Annotated in this window: 24 protein-coding genes and 2 pseudogenes; 12 read left to right on the forward strand and 14 right to left on the reverse strand. The window is 74.1% G+C overall.

Annotated features, from left to right (window positions below; translation table 11 throughout):
* Nucleotides 1-283: 283 nt before the first annotated feature.
* Both AB0F77_RS18230 and AB0F77_RS18235 read right to left on the reverse strand, forming a co-directional pair.
* A complete protein-coding gene (locus AB0F77_RS18230; protein WP_361949008.1) occupies nt 284-847 on the reverse strand; it encodes a TetR/AcrR family transcriptional regulator in 564 nt (187 codons plus the stop codon).
* Complete coding sequence (locus tag AB0F77_RS18235) at nt 844-1,206, reverse strand: DUF1304 domain-containing protein (RefSeq protein ID WP_361949011.1); 363 nt, start codon at nt 1,204-1,206, stop codon at nt 844-846. The genes AB0F77_RS18230 and AB0F77_RS18235 overlap by 4 nt, the downstream gene beginning before the upstream one ends.
* A gap of 313 nt (nt 1,207-1,519) precedes the next feature.
* Here AB0F77_RS18235 and AB0F77_RS18240 point away from each other — a divergent pair, with 313 nt between their 5' ends.
* Genes AB0F77_RS18240 through AB0F77_RS18260 form a run of 5 tightly spaced genes read left to right on the forward strand, consistent with a single transcriptional unit; the run spans nt 1,520 to nt 6,011 of the window.
* The gene (locus AB0F77_RS18240) at nt 1,520-3,355 is read left to right on the forward strand and encodes an ATP-binding protein (protein ID WP_361949014.1); all 1,836 of its coding nucleotides are present in this window, start codon (nt 1,520-1,522) and stop codon (nt 3,353-3,355) included.
* Nucleotides 3,356-3,360: 5 nt separating this feature from the next.
* A complete protein-coding gene (locus tag AB0F77_RS18245) occupies nt 3,361-3,771 on the forward strand; it encodes a roadblock/LC7 domain-containing protein (RefSeq protein WP_360750736.1) in 411 nt (136 codons plus the stop codon).
* Nucleotides 3,768-4,178 carry a DUF742 domain-containing protein gene (locus AB0F77_RS18250; RefSeq protein WP_361949018.1) on the forward strand — a complete coding sequence of 137 codons (411 nt, stop codon included), beginning with the start codon at nt 3,768-3,770 and terminating at the stop codon, nt 4,176-4,178. The genes AB0F77_RS18245 and AB0F77_RS18250 overlap by 4 nt, the downstream gene beginning before the upstream one ends.
* Nucleotides 4,159-4,767 carry an ATP/GTP-binding protein gene (locus tag AB0F77_RS18255; protein ID WP_361949021.1) on the forward strand — a complete coding sequence of 203 codons (609 nt, stop codon included), beginning with the start codon at nt 4,159-4,161 and terminating at the stop codon, nt 4,765-4,767. The genes AB0F77_RS18250 and AB0F77_RS18255 overlap by 20 nt, the downstream gene beginning before the upstream one ends.
* A complete protein-coding gene (locus AB0F77_RS18260) occupies nt 4,764-6,011 on the forward strand; it encodes a cytochrome P450 (RefSeq protein WP_361949024.1) in 1,248 nt (415 codons plus the stop codon). Before AB0F77_RS18255 ends, AB0F77_RS18260 begins: the two co-directional genes overlap by 4 nt.
* 134 nt (nt 6,012-6,145) lie before the next feature.
* Here the strand turns inward: AB0F77_RS18260 and AB0F77_RS18265 are convergent, their stop codons facing one another.
* From AB0F77_RS18265 to AB0F77_RS18280, 4 genes and pseudogenes are all read right to left on the reverse strand, one after another.
* Nucleotides 6,146-7,177: a 7-epi-alpha-eudesmol synthase gene (locus AB0F77_RS18265; RefSeq protein WP_361949027.1), complete on the reverse strand. Its 1,032-nt coding sequence runs from the start codon at nt 7,175-7,177 to the stop codon at nt 6,146-6,148.
* A gap of 397 nt (nt 7,178-7,574) precedes the next feature.
* Nucleotides 7,575-8,024, reverse strand: a complete 450-nt coding sequence (locus tag AB0F77_RS18270) for a nitroreductase family deazaflavin-dependent oxidoreductase (RefSeq protein ID WP_361949030.1) — start codon at nt 8,022-8,024, stop codon at nt 7,575-7,577.
* 85 nt (nt 8,025-8,109) lie between these two features.
* Nucleotides 8,110-8,412 (reverse strand): annotated as a pseudogene (locus AB0F77_RS18275) (lysine transporter LysE); the annotation flags it as partial.
* 342 nt (nt 8,413-8,754) lie between these two features.
* Nucleotides 8,755-9,048 (reverse strand): annotated as a pseudogene (locus tag AB0F77_RS18280) (LysE family transporter); the annotation flags it as partial.
* Nucleotides 9,049-9,338: 290 nt separating this feature from the next.
* On the opposite strand from AB0F77_RS18280, the gene AB0F77_RS18285 reads away from it, so the two are divergent.
* Together AB0F77_RS18285 and AB0F77_RS18290 are read left to right on the forward strand one after the other, a co-directional pair.
* On the forward strand, nt 9,339-10,580 hold the full coding sequence (locus AB0F77_RS18285) for a cytochrome P450 (protein ID WP_361949033.1): 1,242 nt from the start codon (nt 9,339-9,341) through the stop codon (nt 10,578-10,580).
* Between the two features lie 12 nt (nt 10,581-10,592).
* Nucleotides 10,593-10,793: a ferredoxin gene (locus tag AB0F77_RS18290; RefSeq protein ID WP_361949036.1), complete on the forward strand. Its 201-nt coding sequence runs from the start codon at nt 10,593-10,595 to the stop codon at nt 10,791-10,793.
* Here AB0F77_RS18290 and AB0F77_RS18295 read toward each other — a convergent pair.
* Complete coding sequence (locus AB0F77_RS18295; protein ID WP_361949039.1) at nt 10,768-11,349, reverse strand: TetR/AcrR family transcriptional regulator; 582 nt, start codon at nt 11,347-11,349, stop codon at nt 10,768-10,770. The two genes, AB0F77_RS18290 and AB0F77_RS18295, sit on opposite strands and share 26 nt — an antisense overlap.
* Nucleotides 11,350-11,458: 109 nt before the next feature.
* Between AB0F77_RS18295 and AB0F77_RS18300 the strand changes: the two genes are divergently transcribed.
* Entirely contained in the window at nt 11,459-11,917 is a 459-nt protein-coding gene (locus tag AB0F77_RS18300) for a nuclear transport factor 2 family protein (protein WP_361949042.1), read from the forward strand.
* Nucleotides 11,918-11,996: 79 nt separating this feature from the next.
* Entirely contained in the window at nt 11,997-12,965 is a 969-nt protein-coding gene (locus AB0F77_RS18305) for an aldo/keto reductase (RefSeq protein ID WP_361949045.1), read from the forward strand.
* A 96-nt stretch (nt 12,966-13,061) separates the two neighbouring features.
* Here the strand turns inward: AB0F77_RS18305 and AB0F77_RS18310 are convergent, their stop codons facing one another.
* On the reverse strand, nt 13,062-13,910 hold the full coding sequence (locus AB0F77_RS18310) for a phytanoyl-CoA dioxygenase family protein (protein WP_361949048.1): 849 nt from the start codon (nt 13,908-13,910) through the stop codon (nt 13,062-13,064).
* A gap of 69 nt (nt 13,911-13,979) precedes the next feature.
* On the opposite strand from AB0F77_RS18310, the gene AB0F77_RS18315 reads away from it, so the two are divergent.
* A complete protein-coding gene (locus tag AB0F77_RS18315; protein ID WP_361949051.1) occupies nt 13,980-14,894 on the forward strand; it encodes an AraC family transcriptional regulator in 915 nt (304 codons plus the stop codon).
* 288 nt (nt 14,895-15,182) lie between these two features.
* A complete protein-coding gene (locus tag AB0F77_RS18320) occupies nt 15,183-16,988 on the forward strand; it encodes a ricin-type beta-trefoil lectin domain protein (RefSeq protein ID WP_361949054.1) in 1,806 nt (601 codons plus the stop codon).
* A gap of 14 nt (nt 16,989-17,002) precedes the next feature.
* On the opposite strand, the gene AB0F77_RS18325 is transcribed toward AB0F77_RS18320, so the two are convergent.
* From AB0F77_RS18325 to AB0F77_RS18340, 4 genes are all read right to left on the reverse strand, one after another.
* Nucleotides 17,003-17,491 carry a universal stress protein gene (locus AB0F77_RS18325; RefSeq protein ID WP_361949057.1) on the reverse strand — a complete coding sequence of 163 codons (489 nt, stop codon included), beginning with the start codon at nt 17,489-17,491 and terminating at the stop codon, nt 17,003-17,005.
* A 37-nt stretch (nt 17,492-17,528) separates the two neighbouring features.
* Nucleotides 17,529-18,788, reverse strand: coding sequence for an arsenic transporter (locus AB0F77_RS18330; RefSeq protein WP_361949386.1), 1,260 nt, complete (start codon nt 18,786-18,788; stop codon nt 17,529-17,531).
* Nucleotides 18,789-18,892: 104 nt separating this feature from the next.
* Nucleotides 18,893-19,615, reverse strand: coding sequence for a DUF4232 domain-containing protein (locus AB0F77_RS18335; RefSeq protein ID WP_361949060.1), 723 nt, complete (start codon nt 19,613-19,615; stop codon nt 18,893-18,895).
* A 199-nt stretch (nt 19,616-19,814) separates the two neighbouring features.
* Nucleotides 19,815-21,203 (reverse strand): serine/threonine-protein kinase, encoded by a 1,389-nt coding sequence (locus AB0F77_RS18340; RefSeq protein WP_361949063.1) that lies wholly within the window; start codon nt 21,201-21,203, stop codon nt 19,815-19,817.
* Nucleotides 21,204-21,248: 45 nt separating this feature from the next.
* Between AB0F77_RS18340 and AB0F77_RS18345 the strand changes: the two genes are divergently transcribed.
* On the forward strand, nt 21,249-21,797 hold the full coding sequence (locus AB0F77_RS18345) for an RNA polymerase sigma factor (RefSeq protein WP_361949066.1): 549 nt from the start codon (nt 21,249-21,251) through the stop codon (nt 21,795-21,797).
* A 25-nt stretch (nt 21,798-21,822) separates the two neighbouring features.
* Here AB0F77_RS18345 and AB0F77_RS18350 read toward each other — a convergent pair whose 3' ends face one another.
* Both AB0F77_RS18350 and AB0F77_RS18355 read right to left on the reverse strand, forming a co-directional pair.
* Complete coding sequence (locus AB0F77_RS18350) at nt 21,823-24,195, reverse strand: SpoIIE family protein phosphatase (protein ID WP_361949069.1); 2,373 nt, start codon at nt 24,193-24,195, stop codon at nt 21,823-21,825.
* 537 nt (nt 24,196-24,732) lie between these two features.
* Nucleotides 24,733-26,361, reverse strand: a complete 1,629-nt coding sequence (locus AB0F77_RS18355) for an RICIN domain-containing protein (protein WP_361949072.1) — start codon at nt 26,359-26,361, stop codon at nt 24,733-24,735.
* Between the last annotated feature and the right edge of the window lie 51 nt (nt 26,362-26,412).

Consider the following 26,412-nt stretch of genomic DNA (forward strand, 5'->3'; position numbering starts at 1 on the left):
GGCGGGCGACTCGGCCGTGGCGGGAGGGTGGGTGGCGCCGAGGCGGTTCGTGGGTGCGCGGGTCCTGTCGGTGGGGGGCGCGGATGCCGTCATGCGCGGTGCGGGGGCTCGTCGCCTTGCCCAGGGGGGCAGCCCGGCCCTGGCGGGAGGGTGCGGGGCTCGGGCGGCGGGCGGTGCGGACGGTGTCGTCCGCGGTGCGGGGGCTCGTCGCCGCCTTGCCCCCCGCGGGGTGCCGGGGGCGGAGCGTGGGTGCGCGGTCTCGTCGGGCGGCGGCGCCGTCCCCTCATCTGCTGCGGTGCAGGGCGACCAGTAGTTGCCAGGTCTGGTCGGCGATGGTGTGGGGGGTGGCGGGCAGGAGGTCGTGGAGCCAGTCGGCGAGGACGCCGGTGAAGGTCGCCGCCACGGCCGAGGCGACCAGGGGTGCGTCGGGGGCGCCCGCCAGTTCGCGTTCCGTCCGGCTGCGGGCCCGCAGATCGCGGTGCAGGACCAGGCCGAGCGGCCCGCCCCCGCCCGGCGCGAGCAGTGAGCGGTACAGGCCGGCGTGCGGGGCGAGGCCCTCGAAGAACGCGCGCAGCGCCGGCGGCGCGTGTACCGGGTCGGGCCGCCCGCGCCAGGCGTGCAGCGCGTCCACGGCGTCCCGCACCACGTCCGCGCAGGCGTCCACCGCCAGCGCCTCGAGACCGTCGTAGTGCACGTAGAACGTGGCCCGCCCCACCCCGGCTCGCCGCGCCAGCGCCGCGACCCCCACCTCCGCGAGCGGACGCTCGGCGCACTCCGCGAGGAGGGCCGCCCGCAGCCGCGCCCGCGTCCGCTCGGCCCTCGGATCCCCGGCCGCCGTACGCGTCACCGCGCCACGAGGACGGCCACCAGGGCGATCGCCCCCGGCAGCGCCTGCGCGAACAGGATGCGGCGGTTGGCGGTGAACGTGCCGTACACCCCCGCGATCACCACGCACGACAGGAAGAAGACCTGGGCGCGAAATCCGGTCGGATCCGCGGCGATCAGACCCCACACCAGACCCGCCGCCAGAAAGCCGTTGTAGAGCCCCTGGTTGGCGGCCATCGGCGCGGTCGCGCGGGCCATCTCCGGGTCGAAGCCGTGCAGCCCCCGCCCCGGCTTCCGCTCCCACAGGAACATCTCCATCACCAGGATGTACGCGTGCAGCGCGGCCACCAGACCGACGAGCACGTCCGCCACGATTTCCATGATCGTGAACCCCTCCCCATTCTTGGACAGGTGTCCAGCATACCTGGACGGCTGTCCAGGGGATCGCACCCCCGGGATCGCGCAACTTCCCTGCGCTCATAGGAATTTGTCGATGTGTCACCCCCTGGCGGAGAGTGACGGAACCCTCACTTCCGCAACGCCGTGCGGTTGATCTTTTCGGCTTCAAACCCGATAGGCTCCCGTACGTCACCGTGAGTTGACGCGCGCGCCACGCGGTCCGCTCGCCGTGCGTACGCGTGAGTGCGGCCCCGGCACGGCACTCCTCCTCAGTTGTGCTTCTCGAAGGATGCAGATGGAACTCGCCACCCCGCCACCGGCGGCGCGGGCCCCCGTCGCCTGGTACAGCTGGTGGCTGATGCCATCGGCGTTGGGCGGTGGAACGGTCGCCGCGACGTTCATGAGCTCGGAACGCCTCACGGTCGCCCTGGCGGGCGCCGCCGCGACCGCCGCGAGCGCCGTGTGCGTAAGACTCCTGATCCGCTCGCAGCGGCAACTGCGCCGCGCCGCGGCCGACTCCCGCACCACCCAGGCCGAGCACTCCCAGCAGTGGCAGCAGCACGTCTCCGGTCTGGAACGCAAGTTCAGCGCCGAACGCGCCTCGCTGGACGCCCAGTTGACCGAGGAGCACAGCGGCCACGAGGCCCGGATCACCGAGCTGACGGCGGCCTTCGAGGCGCAGCTCGCGGACAGCGCACGGGCGTACGAGGAGCGGCTCGCCGACCAGGCCAAGTCCTACGAGTCCCAGCTGGAGGACCGCGCCGAGGTCTGGCAGGACCAACTCGTCCACCAGCGCGACGCGGTGGCCAGGCTCGCCGACCAGCAGCTGCCCGAGGCGCTGCGCCGGCTGCGCGAGGGCGACGGCGTCGACGACCTGCTGCCCGCCCCCGACCGCTCGGGGAAGGTCGGCCAGGAGGTCCAGGCGGACCTGCGCCGCGTGCTGCGGACCTCGCTGATCGGCGTCGAGCAGGAGCTCAACCGCTCCACCTCCGCCGAGCAGGCCGTCATCAGCATCGGCAACCGCATCCACGTCCTGACCAGCAAACTCCGCGGCCGGCTGCACGAGATGCAGGGTGAGCACGGGCGGCTGCCCGCGGTCGCCCAGGGCCTCATGGAGCTGGACCAGGAGATCGGCCCCGCCGACTGTCTCGCCGCCAGCATCGGCGTCCTCGGCGGCTCCGACCGCCCCGGCCGCCAGTGGCAGGAGCCGCAGCGCCTGCTGAGCGTGGTCCGCGGCGGCATCGGCCGGATCAAGGACTTCCACCGCATCGAGGTACGGCACCTGCCCGAACTCGGCGTCGACGGCGGTCTGGTGGACCACCTCACGCTGATCTTCGCCCACCTCCTGGACAACGCCGCCCGCTACTCGCCGCCCACCGAGCCGGTCCTGGTCTCCGGCAAGGAGGTCCCGAACGGCGTCGGCATCGAGATCCAGGACTCCGGCAAGGGCCTGAGCGAGGAGAAGAAGCGCGAGGCCGAGCAGTCCCTCGCCGGCACCGAGGGGGGACCCGGTCTCGGCGGCATCTCGGAGGACGCCAACATCGGCCTGCGCGTCGTCGGCATCCTCGCCCGCCGCTACGGCATCCGCGTCACCTACGCCGACTCGCCCTGGCTCGGCACCTCGGTCGTGGTCGTCGTCCCCCACAAGTACTTCTCCCCGCTGCCGACCGCGAACACGCCGGCCGCCCCGGCCGCCGAGGTCCTGGCGCCCGTCGAGCCCCCCGCGCTGATCGTGCCGGACTTCCCGGAGGACTTCCCCGCGCAGGTCATCGACGCCCAGGACACCACGCCCGGCGGGCTGCCCCGGCGGCGCAGCATTCGGCGCGGGGAGGATGACCGGGCACGGACGCCGGAGCCGGCCGGAGGTGACGTCTCGGCGATCCCGCCGGAGGCGTCCTTCGCGGGCCTCGCCGCGTTCGCCACGGCGGGCCGCGAGGCCATCGGCGCCCCGCGGACGTCCCCCGAGAACCGCCCCGACGAGCCCGAACCGGCGTCCCGGGGCAGCGAGTCCACCGAATCCGACCCGGACACCGCGCACGGCCGTCCCGAGTCCGCCTTACCCGAAGCCGTGGCACCCGCGCCGTCCGAGGACCGCGAGTCCACCGCGCACCGCACACGAGAGAGCGACTAGTCCACATGACGCAACAGGGAACCGACGTGAGCTGGGCGCTCCGCGATCTGGTGGAGAGCATCCCGGAGATCCGCTTCGCCCTCGTGGCCTCCAGCGACGGCAAGGCGATCACCTCGTTCGGCGCCGACGACCCCGACGACGTGGACCGCTTCGCGGCCGTCGTGGCGGGCCTCCAGGCCCTCGCCCAGCCGGTCGCGGAGCAGTTCCCCAAGTACGCGGGCCAGCTGCGGCTCGCCATGATCGAGGTCGACGGCGGTCATCTCTTCGTCGTCCGCGCGGGTGTCGAGACCTATCTCGGCGTCCTCGCCCGGGAGGGCCTCGACCAGGGGCTGCTCGGCCATCAGATGAGGGATCTGGCCCGTCGCATGGGTGAACTGCTCGGCACCACGCCGCGCCTGGAGGAGCACTCTGGATGAGTGCTCCCCGCAGGCCCAGCGATCCTCCCCCTGGCTCTCGGCATCGCTCGACCAGGGGGGACCCCCAGGGCCTTGAGCGCTACTACGTCCTCACGGGCGGGCGCAGCGGACCGGGCGGGTCGGCGTCGAGCCTCGACGTGGCGACCCTCATCGTGTCCCTCACGGCCCCCGCGCCGGGCATGCAGCACGAGCACGAGGAGATAGTCCGGCGCTGTCGTGATCCGCTGTCGGTGGCCGAACTCGGCGCCCACCTCGGACTGCCCTTCAACATTCTCGCGGTGCTGCTGGCGGATCTGCTGGACGCAGGCCGCGTCGAAGCCCGTGACCCCATCCCGGCGCACCACGCCGGGCACGGGCCCGACCTCGCGCTCCTTCAGGAGGTACTCAGTGGACTTGAACGGCTTTGACCGTCCCGGCCGCCCCGCCGACGGTGGCACCCGCTCGGTGAAGGTGATGATCGCCGGAGGGTTCGGCACCGGGAAGACCACCATGGTCCGCTCCGTCAGCGACATCAAGCCCCTCACCACCGAGGAGACCCTCACCCAGGCCAGTGTCGGCTCCGACCACCTCATCGGCATCACCGACAAGGCCGAGACCACCGTCAGCCTGGACTTCGGCAAGATCAGCCTCAACGAGAGCCTGATGCTGTACCTGTTCGGCACCCCGGGCCAGGAGCGGTTCTGGTTCCTGTGGAACGGGCTGTTCAAGGGCGCGCTCGGCGCGGTCGTCCTGGTGGACACCCGCAGACTGGCCTCCAGCTTCCGGGCGATCGAGGAGATGGAGCGGCAGAAGGTGCCCTTCGTCGTCGCCCTCAACGTCTTCCCGGACTCCAAGGACTTCCCGGTCGACGAGATCAGGGACGCCCTGGACATCTCGCCGCACACCCCGATCGTGGCCTGCGACGCCCGCGACCGGCACTCCAGCCGCGATGTGCTCGTCGCGCTGATCCGCCATCTGCAGGAACGCTCGGAAGCCGTCGCCCTGGAGCCCCGATGAACGACCAGCCGCACAGTTTCGACCCGGCCGCCGGAGGCTGCCCGGTGGCGCACGGCGCCGGGGCCACCCGGCTGTACGGGCCGGAGTCGGAGAAGGATCCGCACGGCATCTACGCCCGGCTGCGCGAGCGGCACGGTGCGATCGCGCCGATCCTGCTGGAGGGCGACATCCCGGCCTGGCTGGTGCTGGGCTACCGCGAGAACCGGCGGGTGCTCGACAACCCGCTCCAGTTCAGCCGCGACTCGCGGATCTGGCGGGACTGGAAGGAGGGGAGGGTCGCCGACACCTCACCGCTCATCCAGATGCTCGGCTGGCGGCCCGACTGCGTCTCCCAGGACGGCGAGCCGCACCGAAGACTGCGCGCCGCGGTCACCGACAACCTGCACGGTGTCGCGGGTCGCGGTTTCCGCCGTCATGTCACGCACTTCGCCAACAAGCAGATCGACGCGTTCGCCGGCACCGGCCGGGCCGACCTGGTCACGGACTTCGCCGACTATCTGCCGATGCTGGTCCTCACCCGGATCCTCGGGCTCGCCGAGGGGGAGGGGCGCGCCCTGGCCGAGTCCAGCAACCGGGTCCTCATGGGCGGCGACGACGCCCTCGTCCACAACCAGAAGATCATGGACGTCCTCGGGGAACTCGCCGTGCGCAAGCGCGCCGAGCCGGGCTCCGACTTCGCCAGCGGGCTCATCGACCACCCCGCCGACCTGGACGAGGACGAACTCGTCAACCACCTGCGCCTGGTGCTCATCACCGGCCACACCATGACGAGCAACCTGCTGGCCCGGGTGCTCCACCTCGTCCTCACCGAACCGGCCCGGCGCTCCGGGCTGGTGAGCGGACAGCTCAACCTCTCCTCCGTGGTGGAGGAGGTCATGTGGGACACCCCGCCGCTCGCGGTGCTGCCGGGCCGGTTCGCCACCTCCGACCTGGAGCTGGGCGGCTGTCCGGTCAAGGAGGGCGACCTGCTGGTCCTCGGGCTCGCGGCCGGCAACGCCGACCCCGAGGTCCGGCCGGACACCGAGGTGTCGGTCGCGGGCAACCAGTCGCACCTGGCGTTCAGCGCCGGGCCGCACGAGTGCCCGGGGCAGAACCTCGGCCAGGGCATCATCGAGACGGCCGTGGACGTCCTGCTGCACCGGCTGCCGGGCCTCAGGCTCGCGGTCCCGCCGGAGGAACTCACCTCGACGGCCTCCACCTGGGAATCCCGCCTGGACAGCCTGCCCGTCGAGTTCGCGGCCTGACCGGCCTGAGCGACCTGACCGGCCTGAGTGGCCGGGCCGCAAGAGCGGCCGGGCCGGGAACCGGCGGGTTCCCGGCCCGGTGCACGGCCCATGGGGGTCGCCGTCCGTCCGGGCGGCGGCCCCCACGGGTCCCGTCACACCGTGAGCAGGTCGTCGACCGAGCCGCGTCCGGCCAGTTCCGCGGTGGCGGCCGGACCCTCCTTGGCCGCGGCGTAGCGCCCCGTGGTCAGCGCCCACTCGTAGTTGCCGTTGATCCAGTGCTGGATGGCCTCCACGCCCATCGCCACCCGGGCCCGCCCGTCCTCGTCGAGACCCAGTTCCTCGCACATCCGGGGCACCTTCGCCTCCAGGGCGACGTACTCCTCCAGACACGCGCTCGTCATGCGGTACGCCTCGGCGGCCGCCTCCTGCCAGGAGCAGTCCTTCTCCCGCTGGAGGACGCAGATCAGGTTGTGGCCGTCGCCCCGCCGCCGCTCGCGCTCGAAGGAGTGGATGTCGTTCATGAAGCCGATGGTGTCCGCGGCCAGATCGCGCATCCGCTCCATCAGCGGATGGGCCTGCGCCTCGGCGGGCACCTCGAAGCGGCGGCTGCGCTCGCCCGCGTCGATGCTGTGGTGGATGCCGACCGTACGGCGGCGGAAGGCGGCGTACTCGTCGAGGCCCAGCGTCCCGGCGAGCCCCCGCGCCGCCAGGTCGACCTCCTCGCAGTGCGCCACCAGGAAGCGGCCCCAGGAGGCCGCGAACCGGCTCCGCCAGGTCAGGGACATGCCATCGGAGAGGCTTTCCCAGACCTGGGCCCACGCCACGGTGATCGGGCACACCACCCGTGGCCGGACGCCCGAGGGCCGCAGCGGAGTGGCTATCAGCTCACGTGCCACCTCCGCGATCCGGTCGGCGCGGTCGGGTTGGTTGGCGTCGAACTGGTCGTCGAAGAGGAAGGCCAGCGAGAACCAGTTCATCAGGACGACCATGTCCTCCGCCGAGGCGTGCGGATAGGTGCGGGCGGCCGCCTGCGGCAGGTCCCAGGACTGGTACTCGTCGAACCCCGCCCGGCTGCGCACCAGACCCATGTCCCAGACCCAGCGCAGATGGCGGGCGCGCGCGTGCGCCAGATGTTCGCTCACGGGCGTGTCGAAGGGCAGGTCGAACGTGACGTCCTGAGGCATGAGCGTCCTTTCGGGAGACGGTGACGCAGAGTCCCCCGGCCCTGCGAGGGGGCGGCCACGACGCCACTCCCCACTCGAACTCGGCTTCCCGGCCCGCGTGTTGGACCATGAAGCGGTACGAGAATGCCCAGAGCCTAAATGATCTACACCGCGAGCAGCCCCCGAGGTGTGTTACTTCCGGCACACCATTCCGGCCACCCCCGTGCACGCGAGGGGCGTAAACCGGACACCCCCCGTCCGCCACGGGCGCCCGACCGCACGGTCCGTGCACCGACGCAAACGGGCCCCGCCGCGACGGGGGAACGCGGCGGGGCCCGACGAGCGGGTGCCCGGGGCGGAACGCCTTCATGCGTTCCCTGAACGGAATTCTTCGGGCGGCACGGGCACCCGGCCGGAATCAGCTCCCGGTGGCCGGTTCCAGGACGAACACCGGGATCGTCCGGTCGGTCTTCTCCTGGTACTCCGCGTAGGGCGGGTAGGCGGCGACGGCCCGCTCCCACCACCGGTCCCGCTCGTCGCCCGTGATCTCACGGGCCGTCATGTCCCGCTTGACCGGGCCGTCCTGGAGCTCCACGTGCGGATCGCCCTTGAGGTTGAAGTACCAGACCGGGTGCTTGGGCGCGCCGCCCTGCGAGGCGACCACGGCGTACCGGCCCTCGTGCTCGACCCGCATCAGCGGGGTCTTGCGGATCTTGCCGCTCCGGGCACCCCGGCTCGTGAGCAGGATCACGGGCAGTCCCGTGTCGCGGAGCGTCGTCCCCTCGGTGCCGCCGGAGCCCTCGTACAACTCGACCTGCTCCCGCACCCACTGGGTCGGACTGGGCTGGTACTCGCCCTCAAGAGGCATCGCTGTCGTTCCCCTTCGTCGGAACACGGCTGTCTGACACGGTGATTCAACACCCGGACGCGCACGGATCATCCGACCCGCGCCGTCACGGGGACGACAGTGTCGTCCGTACGGCCAGCGCGAGGATCACGCCGCTCGACAGCAGCGCCGTCACCAGCCGCCCCCGCCGCCCGGTCAGCGCCCGGCCCAGCAGCGCGCCGCTCCCGGCCAGCAGCACCTGCCAGACGGCCGAGGCCGCGAACGCCGCGAGCACGAACACGGCCTGCTCCCACGGGCGCACCTCGCCCGCGGCACGGGCGCCGATCACCAGCGCGGCGAAGTACAGCACCGTGGCGGGGTTGAGGAGCGTGATCCCGAGAAGGCCGAGATACGCCCTCACCGGACCCGGAACCGGCCGCCCGGTTCCAGCCGCCGGGCCACCTTTCCCGCCCGCCGCCGGGTCGCCCTTGTCGCCCGTCGCCGGGCCGCCTTTCTTGCCCGCCGAGGGGCCGCTCCTCCCGGCCGCTGCTGGGTCGACCTTTTCGCCCGCCGCCGGGCTGGCGTCCTCGCCTGCCGCTGCACCACCCTTGTCGACCGCCGAGGGGCCGCCCTTCTCGCTCGTCGCCGGGCCGCTCCTCCCGGCCGCCGTCGGGCCGACCTTTTCGCCTGCCGCCGGGCCGGCCTCTTCGCCCGCTGCCCGGTCGGCCGCCTCGCCCGGCTCCCCGTCGGCCCCCGCCCCGGCCCGCGACCCCCGGTGCTCCCGCAGCGCGGTGAGCGCCCCGCGCACGGCCAGCGCCACCAGGACGGCGGCGGACGCCCAGCGCAGCGGGCCGAGCACCGGCCGCAGGACGGCCGCGAGCGCGGACCCGCCGACCGTGGCGAGCAGGGCGTAGAGCCCGTCGGCGCTCGCCACGCCGAGCGCGGCGCACACCCCGGTGCGCAGCGAGGTCCGGGCGGTGAGGGAGACCAGATACGTCCCGACGGCGCCCACGGGGACCGCGATGCCGAAACCGGCGAGCAGCCCCGCGGTGAACGCGCCCGTCACCGGCGTACGGGACCGGGCCTCCGGGGACGGCCGGGCTGCTGTCGCACCCGCTCGGCGAGGACGGCGGAGTACGGTGGCAGGAGGGCGTCGGTCGTGGACATGCGCCGCATCCTGCGGTGTGCCGACCGGTTGTGGCAACCGGATTTCGGCGTGGACCGTGCGCCCGGGACCGCGAGGTTCGGCCAGATCGCCCCTGTGGGCGATCTGGCCGAACTTGCCGTCGTTCATTGGGTGCCCCGGGCATCTAATGAAGATCGGTACGACGCACACCCTTCGTCTGCGAGGTCTCCATGACGGAACTGACGGACCTGACGGAATCCACCGACCCGGCCCGCCCCCACGGGGCCGTGGCCTTCCCCCAGGACCGCACCTGCCCCTACCACCCCCCGACCGCCTACGACCCGCTGCGTGACGCACGGCCGCTGACCCGCGTCACGCTCTTCGACGGCCGTCAGGCATGGCTGGTCAGTGGACACGCCGCCGCCCGCGCCCTGCTGTCGGACGCACGGCTGTCCACCGACCGCACCGCCCTGGACTTCCCGGCGACCACCCGCCGGTTCGCGGAGTCGTCCAAGGACCGCAAGGCCGCCCTGCTGGGCGTCGACGACCCCGAGCACCGCACCCAGCGGCGCATGATGATCCCCTCGTTCACCCTCAAGCGCGCGGCCGAGCTGCGCCCGGAGATCCGGCGGATCGTCGACGGCAGGCTCGACGCGATGATCGCCCAGGGCCCGCCGGCCGAACTGGTCGGCGCCTTCGCGCTGCCCGTGCCCTCCATGGTGATCTGCGCCCTGCTGGGCGTCCCGTACGCCGACCACGAGTTCTTCGAGGAGCAGTCGCGCAAGTTGCTGCGCGGCCCGGCCGCCGAGGACACCATGGCCGCCCGGGACCGCCTGGAGGAGTACCTCGGCGACCTCATCGACCGGGAGGCCGCCCGGCCCGAGGCCGGACCCGGCATCCTGGGCGAACTCGTCCACCACCAGCTGCGCGACGGCGATCTGGACCGCGCCGAACTCACCTCGCTCGCGCTCATCCTGCTCGTCGCGGGGCACGAGACCACCGCCAACATGATCTCGCTCGGCACCTTCACGCTGCTCCAGCACCCCGAACGGCTCGCGGAGCTGCGCCGCGACCCGGCGCTGCTGCCCGCGGCGGTCGAGGAGCTGATGCGGATGCTGTCCATCGCGGACGGGCTGCTGCGCCTGGCCACCGAGGACATCGAGATCGACGGCACCACCATCCGGGCGGGCGAGGGCGTGGTCTTCTCGACCTCGGTCATCAACCGCGACAGCGCCGTCTACCCGGACCCGGACAGCCTGGACTGGCACCGCTCGGCCCGCCACCATGTGTCGTTCGGTTTCGGCATCCACCAGTGCCTGGGCCAGAACCTGGCCCGCGCGGAGATGGAGATCGCCCTCGGCGCCCTCCTCGAACGGCTGCCGGGGCTCCGTCTCGCGGCCCCCGCGGCGGAGATCCCCTTCAAGCCCGGCGACACGATCCAGGGGATGCTGGAACTCCCCGTGACCTGGTAAGAGGCTCGACCCATGCACATCGAGATCGACACGGACCTCTGCATCGGCGCCGGGCAGTGCGCCCTGGCCGCCCCCGCGGTCTTCACCCAGGACGACGACGGGTTCAGCACGCTGCTCCCCGGCAAGGAGGACGGCGGCGGTGACCCGATGGTGCGGCACGCGGCCCAGGCGTGCCCGGTCGGCGCCATCAAGGTGACCGAACCGGCCGGCTGACCCCGCCGGCCGCCGCGACGAGCACCTCGGCCGCCGCCCGGGCCTGCCCGGCCGGTTCCGCGGTGCGGGTGATGCCCGCCGTGACCATGGCCCCCTCCGCCAGCAGGAAGAGCGGACCGGCCAGCACGGCGGGCAGTCCCGCGTCCGTCACCAGCGCGGTCAGGTACTCCCGGAACGCCCGCTTGTGCGCGAGCACCTGCTCGCGCACCCGCTCGGAGGTCGCCCCCAGCTCGCCGTTGGCGTTGATCCAGGCGCAGCCGCGGAAGTCCGGCTCGCCGAACCACAGCTCCAGCCAGTCGTAGACGGCGAGGATCCGCCGCTCCGGGTCCCCGTGCGCCGCCACATGGGCCGCGAGCCGCCCCCGCCAGCGCTCGTCGCGCCGCTCCAGATAGGCCACGACGAGCTGCTCCTTCGCGGGGAACAGCTGGTAGAGGCGCTTGAGCGAGACGCCCGAGGTGCCGCGCACGTCGTCCATGCCGACCGTCTGTATGCCCCGGCCGTAGAACAGCTTCTCCGCGGCGTCCAGCGCCTGCTCACGGGCGGCTGCGCTGTCCATGGACCATCACTCCTTGACGAGAGAACGTGCGTTCTCCTATGGTAGCAGCCAACCCGAGAACGCACGTTCTCCGCTGTCGGCGCAGCCCGCGCCCCGTCGAGGAGGAACCATGGCCGACCGTCCGCCCCTGCCGCCCTTCACCCGTGAGACCGCCGCCCGGAAGGTCCAGGCCGCCGAGGACGCCTGGAACACCCGCGACCCGCACAAGGTGTCCCTCGCCTACTCCGAGGACTCGGTCTGGCGCAACCGCGACACCTTCGTCACCGGCCGCGCCGCCATCGTCGACCTGCTCACCGCCAAGTGGGAGCGCGAGCTCGACTACGCGCTGCGCAAGGACCTGTGGTCCTTCGACGGCAACCGCATCGCCGTCCGCTTCCAGTACGAGTCCCGGGACGCCGACGGCCGGTGGTGGCGCTCGTACGGCAACGAGCTGTGGGAGTTCGACGAGCACGGGCTGATGACCCGCCGTGAGGCCAGCATCAACGACGTGCCGATCGAGGAGGCGGACCGCCGCATCTTCGGCCCCCGCCCCGAGTCGGAGCGCGGGCGGACCTTCCCGCTGCAGTAGGCCACCCGCCCGGCCGTCCGGCACAGGGTGACGACGTACGCTCCGTGTGACAACCGTTCCGAAGTCAGGAGCAGTGACGATGCAGTACGTGAAGCTCGGTTCGACCGGCCTGGACGTGTCGCGGATCTGTCTGGGCTGCATGACGTACGGCGATCCGGACCGCGGCAACCACGAGTGGACCCTCGACGAGGAGGCGTCCCGCCCGCTGATCCGGCAGGCGCTGGACGCGGGCATCAACTTCTTCGACACGGCCAACGTCTACTCCGACGGCACCAGCGAGGAGATCGTCGGCAAGGCGCTGGCGGACTTCGCCCGGCGCGACGAGATCGTCCTCGCCACCAAGGTGAACGGCCGGATGCGGCCAGGACCCAACGGCGGCGGTCTGTCGCGCAAGGCGATCATGTCCGAGATCGACCACAGCCTCGGCCGCCTCGGCACCGACTACGTCGACCTCTACCAGATCCACCGCTACGACCGTGAGACGCCGATCGAGGAGACCATGGAGGCGCTCCACGACCTGGTCAAGGCCGGCAAGGTGCGCTACATCGGGGCGAGTTCGATGTACGCGTGGGAGTTCTCCAAGGCCCAGTACACCGCCGAGCGACACGGCTGGACCCGGTTCGTCACCATGCAGGACCACTACAACCTCCTCTACCGCGAGGAGGAGCGGGAGATGCTGCCGCTCTGCGCCGACCAGGGCGTGGGCGTACTGCCCTGGAGCCCGCTCGCCCGTGGCCGGCTCACCCGCGACTGGGGCACGGTCACCGGGCGCAGCACCACCGACGAGTTCGGCAGCCGCCTCTACCTGGAGGGCGACCGCTCCATCGTCGAGGCCGTCTCCCGGATCGCCGCCGACCGCGGTGTGCCGCGCGCCCAGGTCGCCCTCGCCTGGCTGCTGCACCAGGACACGGTGACCGCCCCCATCATCGGTGCGGCGAAGCCCCAGCACATCGAGGACGCGGTGGCGGCGGTCGAACTGACCCTCACCGACAAGGAGACCGAGGAACTGGAGGCGCCGTACACCCCGCGCGCCGTCAGCGGTCACTGAGCAGGCCCTCGGGGCGCCGGAAGGCGCCCCGACAGGGGCGCGGGGAGCTGCGCGACCGACCACGACGGACCCGCGCTCCACGACGCCCCCGAGTCACTACGGCACCGGCCCCGGCGGGAACTCGGTGCCGCACGGCCCGGCACCCCCGCTCTCGGGGAGCGGCACACGGTCGCCCGACATCGACAGCGTCCGGTAGTGCGTCCCGACCTGCCGCGCCGACCGTCCCACGTAGTGCGCGATGAACGACCGCCGGAAGCGGTCCGCCGTGCGGTTGGGCTGCGAGCCGTGCACCAGGCTGCCGTTGAAGAACAGGACGTCCCCCGGCGCCAGGTCCACCGGGACGGCGCTCAGTCCGGGCGGCGGTGGCACGAACTCCCGGGCGAACGAGAGCCGTTCGTCCGCCTCCTCCGGGCAGAACAGATCCATCCGGTGGGTGCCGGGCACCACTTCGAGCCCGCCGTTGTCCCGGTCGATCGCCTCGCAGGCCAGCCACGCGGCCACACAGGTGCCCGGCTCCACGCGCAGATAGAAGTTGTCCTGGTGCAGCGCCTGCCCGCGTGCCCCCGGCGGCTTGAAGTAGAACATGCTCTGCGCGGCCAGCACCTCCTCGCCGAGCAGCGCCTCCAGGACCGTCCGCAGCCGCGCGTCCAGCAGCACGTCCCGCGCCAGGCCGTCGATCTCGTGCGGATGCATCACCCGCGGATACGCGTGCAGCGGGTCGACCGGTGCGCCGTCCGCCGGCACCCGGGGCTCGTAGTGCCCCGGCACCGGTCGGCCGGCCGCGTGCAGCGCCGCGAACACGGCGCACAGCCGGTCGACCTCGTCGCGCCCGAACAGCCCGGGTACGACCGTGAAGCCCTGCTCCTCGAACTCGGCGACCCGCCGCCGCAGCAGCGGCGCGGGCGGGGTGGGGGCGCCGGCGGCGCCGCTGTCCGTGGCTGTCATCCGTCCACTCCTCGGTCCGGTGTCCTCACTCCGTCACGCTAGGACGACCCGCACGATCGGAGGATGCCCATGACCGCTGCGCACCTGCCCCGGGCTGCCGTGCCCGGCGACCCCTCGCCGCCGCCGGGCCCGGTGGTCGTCGGCCGCTACGACCGCGGGCCCGGCTACGGCGTCGAGCGGCCCGCCGGCGCGGACAGCTGGCTGCTGACCTGGACCACGGCCGGACGCGGACTGGTGCGCCAGGGCACGGCCGAGGTCCACGCGGGCGAGGGCGACCTGGTGGTGCTTGCGCCCGGTGTCCGGCACCGCTACGCGGTCGCGCCCGGCGCCCCGCGCTGGGACTTCTGGTGGGCGCACTGCCAGGTCCGGCCCGGCTGGGCGGCCTGGCTCGGCCCGTACGCCGTCGCCGACGGGATGTACGCCGTCGGCCCCGTCCCCGCCGACCTGCGCGAGCGCGTCGACGCGGTGTTCCGGCGGATGCTCGCCGACGCCCGCTGGACCGGCGCAGGCGCACCCGCCCCGCTCGCCCCGGCCGAGGGCGAACCGGTGGCCGTCGCCCACGGCGGCGCCGCGCGTGAACTCGCCCTGTGTGCACTGGAGGAGGCCGTCGTGCTCGCCGCCGCCGCGGCCCGCGCGCCCGCACCGCCGCCGGGCGGCGACGCACGCGTGCGCCGGGCCGAGGAGCTGATCGCCGCCGACCCCGGAGCCCCGCACACCGTGCGCTCGCTCGCCGCGGACGTCGCGCTCTCACCCTCCCGGTTCGCCCACCTGTTCACCCGGCAGACCGGCCGCTCCCCGATGCGCGCCCTGCGCGAGGCCCGGCTCGGCCATGCCGCGCGGCTCCTGGAGAACACCGACCTGACCGTGGAGCGGGTGGCCGCCGCCTCGGGGTTCCCGAGCCCGTTCCACTTCCACCGGGTGTTCCGCGAACGGTACGGACTGCCGCCCGGCGCGTACCGCTCCCGCGCGCTGAACGGGCCGTAAAAAGAAATGTCGATTCGGCGACAACGCGTGAATGCGCGTTATTGACGGAGGGTCAAATCGCCTACCTCGTGAGGGAATCCGGAAAATTTCGGGATCGCTTGTTCTGACATGACGGGCTGTGCAAAGGTGAGTGCTGTTCGCATGCAGACATTCACGTATCCCTCTGCAGGCGCGTGGCCCCTCCCCGTACGCCCCCACGCTTCACAAGAGCCGCCGTAGGCGACGTCCGAGATGCCGCGGACCCCTGGTACGGACTAATTCCGCGTTGTGTCTGGGAGGAATGCAGCCGTGAATGACGCAGGCTTGTCGAATTCGCCGCGTCCCGCTCGTCCGTTCGATGTGACGGACGAACAACTCAGTGCCGAACTGAAGAAGTGGACCGGATCGACACCCGCGCTGCACCCCGTCGGTGAACTCCTCGACCGGCACTGGGAGGCGGCCTTCGCCTACGCCCGGCTGTGCACCGCCTCCACGCGCGCCGCCGGCATGCTCACCACCGCCGCGTTCACCCGCCTCTTCGGCGAGTCGCTGCGGCAGTCGGGCCCCAGCGCCGCCTGGCGCCCCCATCTGCTCGTCACCGTGCGGCGCATCGCCGCCGAGTGGGACAACGACGGACGCCAGGAACTGCTGCACCCCGCCCTGCGCACCCCCGACGGCGAGCGGACCGGGGCCCGGCTGCTGCCGCCCGCCGACCGACGGCTGCTCTCCCGCGCCTTCCAGCGGCTGCCGCAGTCCGCCCGCGCGGTGCTGTGGCACACGGAGGTGGAGGCCGAGGCCCTCGCCGTCCCCGCCGCGCTGCTCGGCCTCGACGAGGACGGCGCCCGGGTCGAACTCGCGCGCGCCCGCGCCCGGTTGCGCGAGGAATGCCTCCAGGTGCACCGCGAACTCGCCGACGACGACGAGTGCCTGCGCTACATCCGCATGCTCGACGTCACCTTCCGGCGCGGCGCCCTCCACGTCGACCCCGACCTCCACGACCACCTCGGCCGGTGCCGCCACTGCCGGCACGCCGCCGACCAGCTCGCGCAGTTCAACGACGGCCTCGGCCCCGCCCTCGCCGAGGCCGTCCTCGGCTGGGCCGCCCAGGACTACGTCCGGGCCCGGGCCGGCCTCCTCGACAACCCCGGGCCGCTCCCGCCCGAGTCCGCCGCACCCGCCGGCGGCGAGGCGTTCGGCGCCCCGGCCGCGCCCCGCCCGCGCGGCGGCTCCCGACGCTCCGCGCTGCGCGCCGCCCGCCGCGCCCGCCGCCGCAACGTCGCGCTCGCCGCGCTGACCGTGAGCGGCCTCGTCGTCCTGCCGCTCGTCCTGTGGTCGGTGCTCGGCTCCGGCGACGACGCGGGCCACCGGCCCGGCCCCCGGCAGACCGTCACCCCCGGCTCAGGCGAGTCCAAGTCCGACCCCACCTGGACCGGCACCGGCGCCCAGGGCGTGCTGCACGGCCGACTGCACAACCTCGAATCCGGGCTGTGCGTCGCGGTGACCGGCGGCCGGGCGACCGCCGGCGCCGAGGCCGCGCTCGCCAAGTGCTCCACCGCCGCCACCCAGCAGTGGACCTACGAACGCGACGGACTGCTGCGCAGCACCGCCGAGCCCGACCTCTGCCTCGACTCCCGCCTCGGCTTCTCCGTCCGGCTCGCCCCCTGCGCACGGGCGTCCGAGGCGAACGGCAAGAGCGTGCGCTACGACTTCACCCTCCAGGGCGCCCTCGTGCCCCGCTTCGACCAGGACCTCGCGCTCGCCCCCGCCGCCACCGACGGCGGGGGCGCCCTCGTGCTCAAGAACCGCGTCGACACCCGGGTCCAGCGCTGGGTCGTCGACACCTCACGGCCCGACCTCCAGATGGAGGTCGTCAACTGGGGCGCCGAGCGCACACAGTCCGCGTCCCCCTCCGCCACCCCCGCGCCCCCACCGCCCGCCGGCTCCCGCCCCTCGACCACCGCCCCGGCCCCGCCGGCCGCGCCGCCGTCCCCCTCCCGGACCCCCGGCCTCACCGACCCCTGCGTCCGCCACCCCGCCTACTGCGCCTGGGACCGCTGGGGCGACGCACCCGAGTCCGGATACGGCCACGACGGCGGAGGCCGGCGCCACCGCTGAACCCGCCCGCCCGCTCAGCGGTGCCGCGGCGGCGGGGGCGGCATCGTCGTCAGACCCGGCGCCGCCTCCGGCCAGACCAGCAGCACGGCGCACGGCGCGTGGTCCACCACGAACCGCGCGGCCGGCCCGAGGCTGTGCGGGCCCAGCCGGGAGCGGTCGCCGTCCCGGGCCAGCACCAGCAAGGAGGCGCCCTCCGCGGCGCCCACCACCGCCCGCTCCACCCGTCCCGTCCGTTCGAGCCGTGCGCACGGCCGCCCCAGCCGTCGCGCCGCCGCGTCCAGCAGCTCGGCCGCCGAACGTCCGTCCTGCTCGTCCATCAGATCCCCGGGGTCGTGCTCGTGCCCGCGCCCCAGCAGCCCCGCGAACGCCCCGTGCCCGAGGCCCGGCACCCCCGCCCCGGCGACATGCAGCAGCACCACCTCGGCCCCGTCCGGCACCCGCTCCCGCACCGCGTCCACACACGCGGGCCACGTCCCCTCGGCGACCCATACGACGACACGCATCCAGGCGACCTCCTTCGGCTCGGGCGGCCCGTGACGGTCAGGCGCCCAGCACCCGCAGCGACCCCCACAGTGCCACCACCGCCACACCCAGCGCGGACGGCACGGCGAGCAGGCCCAGAGCGGTGAACTCCTTCAGGTCCACGCCGTGTTCGTGCTGGTGCACGATCCTGCGCCACAGCAGCGTCGCGAGGGAACCGGCGTACGTCAGGTTCGGGCCGATGTTCACCCCGAGCAGCACCGCGAGCACCGCGCCCGGCCCGGCCGGCGCCACCGCGGGCAGCAGGACCAGGACCGCGGGCAGGTTGTTGATCAGATTGGCCAGGACCGCGGCCAGCGCCGCGATGCCGAGCAGCGCGGGCAGCCCCGACCCCGACGGCACGACGTGCCCGAGCACGTCCGCGAGCCCGTTGTCCACCACCGCGCGCACCACGATGCCGAGCGCCAGCACGAACGCCAGGAACGCCGGGGCCGCCGCCCGCACCACCTCCAGCGGTGTGGCCCGTCTCCGCAGCAGCGCCCGCCCGGCCAGCACCAGCGCGCCCGCGCACGCCGCCCACGCCGGTTCGATCCCGGCCGCCGACGTCACCACGAACCCGGCGAGCGTGCAGCCCACCGTGACCAGCGCGAACAGAGGCAGCCCGGGAGCCTCGCCCGCCTCCGGCGACACGGGCGCCGCCGCCGAGAGATCCCGTGCGAAGAACCGCCGGAACACCAGGTACTCGGCCCCGATCGCCACCAGCCACGGCAGCGCCATCAGCGCCGCGAACCGGGTGAAGGCCAGCCCGCTCGCCGCGAACGCCAGCAGGTTCGTCAGATTGGACACCGGGAGCAGCAGCGACGCCGTGTTGGACAGGTGCGTACAGGCGAACACGTGTGGCTTCGGCCGTACGCCCGTGCGGGCCGCCGTGGCGAACACCACCGGCGTCAGCAGCACGACCGTCGCGTCCAGGCTGAGCACCGCCGTGATCACCGACGCCAGCGCGAACACCGCGGTGAGCAGCGGCACGGGGCGGCCCGCCGCCCAGCGCGCCATCCACGCCCCGCAGGCCCGGAACAACCCCTCGACGTCGCAGAAGTGGGCGAGCACCAGCACCGCCGCGAGGAAGCCGACGACCGGCCCGAGCCGTTCGGCCTCCGCCCGCGCGTGACCGAGACCGATCGCCCCGCTCGCGATCGCGACGCCCGCGGCCGGCACCGCGAGCACCGCCTCGGGCAGACCGCGGGGCCGGATCACGGCCCAGGCGAGCACGGCGGCGAGCAGGACGACGGACAGGGCCTCGGCGAGTGCGGTGTTCAGGGCTCCTGCCTCCAGGACGGTGCGGACGGTGCCCGCCCATGAAAACAGACCCGGCCCTCATGCCTGCGCCGCCACCGGGGGACGGCGGCACAAGGACGTCGGGTTCAGGTTCCGGAGCCTGGGCCGAACACCGTGAGGCGGACGGAGGAGGAGTTGCCGGACACCGGCACCGCGCCCGCCTTCCACGTCACCTTCAGGCTGTCCCGTTCGTCGGGCGGGGTGACCAGCACCGCGGCCGGCTTCGCGCTCTTCGCCCCGCTGATCTCCGGGTTGGAGAAGGACAGCCCCGCCCAGGCGCGCTGTCCGGGCCGCAGCGTCACGGTCGTGGGCGAGCCGGAGGAGCGCTGCGGGTCGGCGCCCAGCTGGTCCCCCGAGGCGTTCACGAACGCGGCGCCGGGATAGCCGCGCAGCGTGCAGGTGCGGCCGGAGGTGTTGGTCAGCACCAGCGGGAAGTTCTCCTGCCCGGCGCCCGGGTCGTTGCCCCCCACGGTGGCGCTCAGCTCCGAGGTGTGGCACCGGCCGCTCGCGCTCGCCGTCCTCGTGCCGCCGCCCGAGGCGTCCGCGCCGCCGGACGCGGCGGACGACGGGGACGACTGCGACGTGCCGGCGGGCGGGGCGGCGCTCCGCGACGCCGACCCGTCGCCGCCCGTGCCGGACGAGGCGGTGCCGGTGGTGTCGTCGCCGGTGGCGGGCGCGGCCGTGCCCGAGACCTTCTCGGGGCCCGCCTGGCCGCCGGACCCGTCGCCGCAGGCGGTCAGCAGGCCCAGCACGGCGACCGAGCTCACGAGCAGGGCCGCCCGACGCGTGGAACGGGACGTGTACGCCATCTCTCAACACTCCTGACGGTCACGGCACGCGGTGGGGCGTGCCTACGGCGCCTCGTGCGCCGTCACCCAGGTGCGATGCGCACACCGCCGTAAAAGTTCGCGGCCGGGCGAAGATTTCTCCCGTACGGGCGACGGTCCCGTCCCGCCGCGTACCCCCGCAGGGGCATCTTCCCCGCCGCGGCCGTCTCCCGCCCTCCGGTCAGACGATCCGCAGCGAGCGCAGCACCGGGTCCGTCGCGTCGTCCCCGTCGCGCTCGCGGACCTGCACGTACACCCCGGGTCCCGATCTGCCGCCCGCCGGGGTCAGCGCGGTCTCGGTGATCGCGCCCCCGCCCGCGCAGCCGCTCCAGGCCCGGGTACGGCCCGTCCACGTGCCGTCCGCGAACCCGCGGGCGCCGTCGTAGTGGCAGCCCCGGTGGGCGAGGGCGGCCACCTTCGCCGCCAGGTCGCCCCGCTCGCTCAGACCGACGAACGCCCCGTTCACCGGGGCCGAGAGGTCCGGCCACTTCGTGAGGTCGTCGGCGACCGCGAGCCCCGGCTCGTGCCCGGCGGCCAGCCCGAGCGCCCGCGGGTCCCAGCCGGAGTCGCGCAGCCGGCGGCCCCAGCCCGCGGGCACCTCCACGCTGATCCGCCCGGTGGCGTCGGCGACCCGCACGGTGTCGGCGGGGCGGTCACGGGTCACCAGGGTGACGGTGACCGCCGCTGCCGCCGCCGCGAGGAGCGCGGCCCCGGCGAGCGCCCGGCGGCCCAGCCGCCGGCGCGCCCCGTCGCGCCGTCCGCGGGACGTGCCCCGCGGCGCCCGCGCGGCCAGCCGGTCCAGTTCGTCCGCGAACTCCCGCGCCCCCGGCCAGCGCCGCTCCCGGTCCGGTTCCAGGGCCCGCAGCAGCGCCCGTACGACGTCCTCGTCCAGCTCCGGACGCAGCCGGTCGGGCCGTACGATCCGGCCCGGCGCCCCCGGCACGGTGCCGGTCAGCAGCTCGTAGCCCAGCGCGCCCAGGCTGTAGACGTCGGCGCGCGCGTCGATGCCCGCGCCGGGCTCGGCCTGCTCGGGCGGCTGGTAGCCCGCCGAACCGGCGGCCAGGGTCAGCCCGGACGCCTGCGCCAGGCTCTTGGCCAGCCCCAGGTCCGCCAGCAGCACCCGGCGGGTGCCGTCCGGCGCGGTGCGCAGCAGCACGTTGGTCGGCTTGACGTCCCGGTGCACGATGCCCGCCTCGTGCAGTGCCGCCGCGCCCCGGGCGGCCAGCGCCGTCAGCGCGAGCGCCTCGGCCGGCGGCAGCGGGCCGCGGGCGAGCAGGTCGGCGAGGGTGCCGGCGTCGGCGTACTCCATCACGAAGTACGGCCTGCCGTCGTCGAGCTCGCCGATGTCGTAGACCTGGACCACCCGGTTCGAGTCGGCCCTGCGCAGCAGCCGCGCCTCGGACAGGAAACGCTCCCGGACGTCGAGGCGGTGCGACCAGTTCTCGGCGAGGACCTTCACCGCCACGGGGGCCTCGAGCTGGTCGTCGTGGGCGAGCCACACCGTGCCGAAGGCGCCGGTGCCCAGGCGCCGTTCGAGACGGTAGCGGCCGATCCGCTCGAGGGAGTGCATGCGACTATCATGCCTGGCCCGAGATCGACTCCGAGAGGGACTTCCGTGTACGACGGCGAGCTGACCGAGGACCTCGCCCGGAGCGCCGCCGCGGGCGACCCGGCGGCACTGGACCGGCTGCTGAGCGAGGTCGGGCCCGAGGTCGTGCGGCGCTGCGGGCGTTTCCTGCCCTGCCGCGAGGACGCCGAGGAGGCCGCGCAGGACGTCCTGCTCCAGATCGCCCGGAAGATCACCACCTTCGAGGGCCGCAGCCGCTTCAGCACCTGGCTGTACACCGTGGTCGCCAACTGCTCGCGGCAGAAGTACCGCGAGCTCAAGCGCCGCGCCGCCGAGCAGCCCGCCGTGATCGAACCGGCCCAGTACGTCGACCCGCGCACCACCAGCGTCATCGCGGGCTCCCGCGTCGACCTGCTGGAGGCGCTGGACCGGCTGGAGCGCGAGCACCCGCACCTGGTGGCGCCGCTCGTCTACCGCGACCTCTGCCAGCTGGAGTACACCGAGGTCGCCGAGCGTGTCGGCATCCCGCTCGGCACCCTCAAGTCCCGGCTGCACGAGGCCCGCAGACAGGTGCGCCCCTGGCTGGCCGCGCCCTGATCCGCGCCCTGATCCGCTCCCCGGGTCAGTCCTGCGCGAACAGGGCCAGCTCGGCCCAGATCGTCTTGCCCTCGGCCGTGTGCCGGCTGCCCCAGCGCTGGGTGAGCTGTGCGACCAGCATGAGCCCGCGCCCGCCCTCGTCCCAGGTCCGCGCCCGGCGCAGATGGGGCGCCGTGTGGCTGGCGTCGGACACCTCGCAGATCAGCGTGGCCGCGTCGTGGATCAGCCGCAGCCGCACCGGCGCCGAGCCGTAGCGGATCGCGTTGGTGACCAGCTCGCTCACCACCAGCTCCGCCGTGAACGCGGCCTCGGCCAGCGACCAGGCGTCCAGCTGCTCGACGACCTGTTTGCGGACGGGGGCGACCAGCGCCGGATCGGCCGGCACCTCCCAGGTCGCCACCTGGCGGGCGGGCAGGCCACGGGTGCGGGCCAGCAGCAGGGCGACGTCGTCCTGGGCGCCGCCCGGCGGCAGCAGCGCGCCCAGCACCCGGTCGCAGGTCTCGTCGAGGCGGTTCGAGCCGTCGGCCAGGGCGGCGCACAGCCCGCGGTAACCGGTGTCGGCGTCCCGCTCGCGGCTCACGATCAGCCCGTCCGTGACCAGCGCGAGCACACTGCCCTCGGAGAGTTCCATCTCGGCCGACTCGAAGGGCAGCCCGCCGAGGCCCAGCGGGGGACCGGCGGGCAGGGCCAGCCGCCGGGGCGGGCCGCCGGGCGGGACCAGGACCGGCTGGGGATGTCCGGCGCGGGCCAGCGTGCAGCGGCGCGACACCGGGTCGTAGACCGCGTACAGACAGGTCGCGCCGACCTCGCCGGTGCTGCCGTCGCCGCCGGCCTCCTCCGACAGCCGCACCACCAGGTCGTCGAGGTGGGTGAGCAGCTCGTCCGGGGCCAGGTCGAGGTCGGCGAGGGTACGCACGGCGGTGCGCAGCCGGCCCATGGTCGCCGACGCCTGGACGCCGTGCCCGACGACGTCGCCGACCACCATGGCCACCCGCAGCCCGGACAGCGGGATCACGTCGAACCAGTCGCCGCCCACCCCGGCGCGGGCCGCCGGCAGATAGCGCGAGGCGGCCTCGACCGCCGCCGTGCGCGGCAGGGAGCGGGGCAGCAGGCTGCGCTGGAGGGCGAGGGCGGTCTCCCGCTCGCGGGAGTAGCGGCGGGCGTTGTCGATGCAGACCGCCGCGCGGGCGGTGATCTCCTCGGCGAGCAGCACGTCGTCGGGGGTGAACGGCTCCGGACGGCGGTGGCGGGTGAAGACCGCCACCCCGAGGGTGACGCCCCGGGCCCGCAGCAGCACGGACATCACCGCGTGGATGCCGAACTCCGTCATCCGCCGGGCGCGGGCCGCGTCCCAGGCGGGCCGCTCCAGGTCGCCGGCCGCGAGCGAGCCGACGACGGTGCGGCCCGCGGTGAGCGAACCGGCCTGCGGGGAGGCCGCCGGGTACGTCGCGACCCGGCCCGGCTCGACCAGCGCCTCCGGGGCGCCGCCGAGCACGGAGCGGTGCGCGGCCCGGCGCAGCCGCACGGGCGCGGTGATCCGGGCCGGGCCGTCCAGTTCCTCGGGGTCCAGCAGGTCGACGCGGACGAAGTCGGCGAGGGCCGGCACGCAGACGTCGGCCAGCTCCTGCGCCGTGAGGGAGACGTCGAGGGTGGTGCCGATGCGCACGCTGGCCTCGTTGACGAGCTGGAGGCGTTCGCGGGCGAGGTGGTTCTCGGTGAAGTCGTGGGCGGCCAGGCACACCCCGCGCACCCGTCCGTCGGCGTCGGTGACCGGGGCCAGCCGGGCCAGCCAGGCGTGGGCGCGGTCCTCGCCGCCCGCGCGGGAGTAGGTGTGCACGTCGCGGGCCCTGCCGGTGCGCAGCACTTCGAGCAGTTCGCCCTCGACGGTGATGCTCTGCGGGGTGCCGCCGATCTCGGAGGCCCGCAGACCGCGGGCCCGCTCCTCGGGCAGGCCGATCACCGCGGACATGGCGTCGTTCAGCCGGCGCAGCCGCAGCCGGTCGTCGTAGACCGCGACGGCGCACGGCGACTGGGTCAGCGCGACATCGGCGAGCGGATCGTCCCCGGACGCCGGTGTGTCGCCTTCGAGAGGGGTGACCAGGAGCCAGTCGGCGGCGGGGCGGCGCTCGCCCGACGGCCGGTGGTGGGCGAGCAGCCACACCGTGACCGTGCGACCGTCGCGGTGGCGCAGACCGACCGTGCCGTCCCAGCGGCGGCCGGCGAGCGCGGGCGGGGCGGTGTCGTCGGCGAGGAGGTCGGTGGCGGGGCGGCCCAGGACGTCGGCGGCCCTGTGGCCGAGCAGCCGGCGGGCGCCCTCGTTCCACTCGGTCAGCGTGCCGTCGGCGGCGAGCACAGCCCGGGCCGTCGCCCCCTCGTCGAACGGATAGTCCGGGCTCATCGTCGCCACTCCCGAGCGCACACTCACAGTGAGCAGGTGCGTCACTTGGGTTCCAGCGTAGTGCGTCGGGGCCGTCCGCGAGGGGTCGCTGCGCAGGACCGGACCGGACAGGTCGCCGCTGGTCAAGCGGGGATTCCGGCCGTTGTGCCGCATGGCGTCGGACTCTGTCCGGAGTCTTGACGTCCCTGTGTGGCACACCGTCAGAATCTGTTTGGTCACGATCAGTTGTGAGCGCTTCCGGGTTCCGGCGCCGGGACGTTCCAAGGCCGCCCTAGCCGCGGCACCTCATTCCGGCTGGCTCAACCGTTCACCAACGCGCTGGGCTCTGAGGAGACGAGGAAGGGCAGGAGGCTTCCGCTGCGAGGCTGACCGGCAGGACGCGCATCGCCGACCGCCGTCGTTGCATCCCGCGCGGAGACGGCCCAGATGGCCAAGGCCCCCCGGGCCCGCGACACCCACCCGCAACTGTTGGCAGGCGCGCGGTGCCCGGAGGGGAAACGCTCACGACCAAGATCCATTTTCGCAAATAGACCCTAGCTAGCCCTGGGTCACCTGGTCGGCGGGGTGGCCGACGGGGGCTTCGGTGCCGGCGACCGAGAGGGAGCCGGGGCCGGCCGGGGGCGGGTCGGTCAGCCAGCGCTGGGACGTGGAGTGGTCGCGGGCCCGGACCTCCAGGCCGGTGCCCGCCACGGCCCCGGTCGCGGTGAGCGCGAGCGTCTCGTCCCAGTGCGGCAGGAACTCGCCCTGGACGGTGAGGTCGTAGCGCACGTCGTCGCCGCGGCCCGTGCCCTCGTCGGCGCAGGTGCCGAGGATGACCACGCCGGCGTCGGCGTGCGAGTCCAGGCACAGACCGGTGTCGGCCGCGGTGTGCAGCAGCCCGTCGTCCTCGTACGTCCACTGCTGGGTCGGCGCCGGGGAGCAGTCGGCGAGCACCACGTGCGCACCGGCGTGCGCGCCGCCTTCGGCGTCGAGGCACAGGTCGGCCGACGCGTTGCGCAGCCGTGTCGGCCGCCCGGCGGCGGGCAGCTGCGACGTGACGGGCGGGGTCGCGGCCTGGGCGTCGGGCAGCGCCTCGCGGGCGCCGGTGGCGGTGGTGGCGGTGACGGGACCGGAGTCGCCGCCGTCCGGCCAGGCGCTGACGGCGAGGACGGTGGCGAGCAGTCCGGCACCGGCGATGCCGACGCCGGTGAGCAGGGTGCGGGAGGCCCGCGCGGTGCCGTCGGCGCGGCGCGCGGGCAGCGGGATGCGGGCCAGCAGCCGCTGCCGGCCGCGTGCGTGGCCGCGTCCGCCGCCGTGCCGGGAGGAGCCGCGGCCCCGGGTCCCGGTGGAACTGCCGCGGCCCGGACGGGAGTCGAGGTAGCGGCGGGCTCCCCAGCCGAGGACGGCCTCGGCGAGCAGCGCGCCCGGCGCGGTCTCGATCTGGCCGAGCTGTTCGGCTGCCTGCCGGCAGTAGCGGCACTCCCCCAGGTGCTGCTGCACGTCGGGCAGCAGGGCGCCGCCGCGCCGGATGGGCACGTCGAGGAGCCGGTTGTAGTAGCGGCAGTCCTTGGACGGCGCGAGGTCGCGGTGGGCGCGCACACAGCCCTCGCGGAACCGCTCCTTCGCCTGGTCGAGGGCGACGGCCGCCGAGTCGGGGTCCATGCCGAGCAGCGCGGCGGGCACGTCGAGGGGCTCGGCCTCGACGGCGGTGTGCCACAGCAGGCACTGCTCCATCGCCGACAGTCCGTGGAAGGAGCGTTCGGCGAGGGTGCGGTTCTCGGGGATCATCGACTTCGTGGCACGCATGCCACGGCCCCCGGCGGGTTTCTGGAGGGCGGGGAGCACCTCCGATATGCGGTCCTCGGCGGACCAGTTGGCGACCGTGTCGCGGACGGCGACGAGCAGCCGGGGCCGCAGTCCGTCGGCGGGCTCGCCGAGCACCAGCCGGTCCAGGATCTGGTGGAAGGCGCCGGCGGTGACCATGTACGCGACGGGGCCCGAGGTGGCCAGGCAGATGGCCGCGTACTCCTGGGCGGGCCGCCAGTGCCGCGCCATGAGGAGCGCGGCGGAGCGGGACGCCTCGGCGTCCGAGCCGGCTCGCAGCGGGGCGGCGAGCGACTCGTCCGATTCTCCCGCTGGGCCGCCGGGGGGCGGATAGGGAGGGCGAGGCGGGTGGGGGGTGGGCACGAAGCGGTTTCCTTTGGTGCGTGGGATGCGTACCGGGACGGAGCGTGTACG

Source organism: Streptomyces sp. NPDC026672, assembly GCF_040638185.1.
Classification (GTDB): domain Bacteria; phylum Actinomycetota; class Actinomycetes; order Streptomycetales; family Streptomycetaceae; genus Streptomyces.

Coding starts and splice junctions, on each gene's coding strand:
- AB0F77_RS18285 (WP_361949033.1), top strand. CDS start 9,339: ATGACGGAACTGACGGACCTGACGGAATCCACCGACCCGGCCCGCCCC.
- AB0F77_RS18350 (WP_361949069.1), bottom strand. CDS start 24,195: ATGAGCCCGGACTATCCGTTCGACGAGGGGGCGACGGCCCGGGCTGTG.
- AB0F77_RS18315 (WP_361949051.1), top strand. CDS start 13,980: ATGACCGCTGCGCACCTGCCCCGGGCTGCCGTGCCCGGCGACCCCTCG.
- AB0F77_RS18310 (WP_361949048.1), bottom strand. CDS start 13,910: ATGACAGCCACGGACAGCGGCGCCGCCGGCGCCCCCACCCCGCCCGCG.
- AB0F77_RS18300 (WP_361949042.1), top strand. CDS start 11,459: ATGGCCGACCGTCCGCCCCTGCCGCCCTTCACCCGTGAGACCGCCGCC.
- AB0F77_RS18335 (WP_361949060.1), bottom strand. CDS start 19,615: ATGGCGTACACGTCCCGTTCCACGCGTCGGGCGGCCCTGCTCGTGAGC.
- AB0F77_RS18305 (WP_361949045.1), top strand. CDS start 11,997: ATGCAGTACGTGAAGCTCGGTTCGACCGGCCTGGACGTGTCGCGGATC.
- AB0F77_RS18245 (WP_360750736.1), top strand. CDS start 3,361: ATGACGCAACAGGGAACCGACGTGAGCTGGGCGCTCCGCGATCTGGTG.
- AB0F77_RS18340 (WP_361949063.1), bottom strand. CDS start 21,203: ATGCACTCCCTCGAGCGGATCGGCCGCTACCGTCTCGAACGGCGCCTG.
- AB0F77_RS18240 (WP_361949014.1), top strand. CDS start 1,520: ATGGAACTCGCCACCCCGCCACCGGCGGCGCGGGCCCCCGTCGCCTGG.
- AB0F77_RS18265 (WP_361949027.1), bottom strand. CDS start 7,177: ATGCCTCAGGACGTCACGTTCGACCTGCCCTTCGACACGCCCGTGAGC.
- AB0F77_RS18270 (WP_361949030.1), bottom strand. CDS start 8,024: ATGCCTCTTGAGGGCGAGTACCAGCCCAGTCCGACCCAGTGGGTGCGG.
- AB0F77_RS18250 (WP_361949018.1), top strand. CDS start 3,768: ATGAGTGCTCCCCGCAGGCCCAGCGATCCTCCCCCTGGCTCTCGGCAT.
- AB0F77_RS18290 (WP_361949036.1), top strand. CDS start 10,593: ATGCACATCGAGATCGACACGGACCTCTGCATCGGCGCCGGGCAGTGC.
- AB0F77_RS18260 (WP_361949024.1), top strand. CDS start 4,764: ATGAACGACCAGCCGCACAGTTTCGACCCGGCCGCCGGAGGCTGCCCG.
- AB0F77_RS18325 (WP_361949057.1), bottom strand. CDS start 17,491: ATGCGTGTCGTCGTATGGGTCGCCGAGGGGACGTGGCCCGCGTGTGTG.
- AB0F77_RS18235 (WP_361949011.1), bottom strand. CDS start 1,206: ATGGAAATCGTGGCGGACGTGCTCGTCGGTCTGGTGGCCGCGCTGCAC.
- AB0F77_RS18295 (WP_361949039.1), bottom strand. CDS start 11,349: ATGGACAGCGCAGCCGCCCGTGAGCAGGCGCTGGACGCCGCGGAGAAG.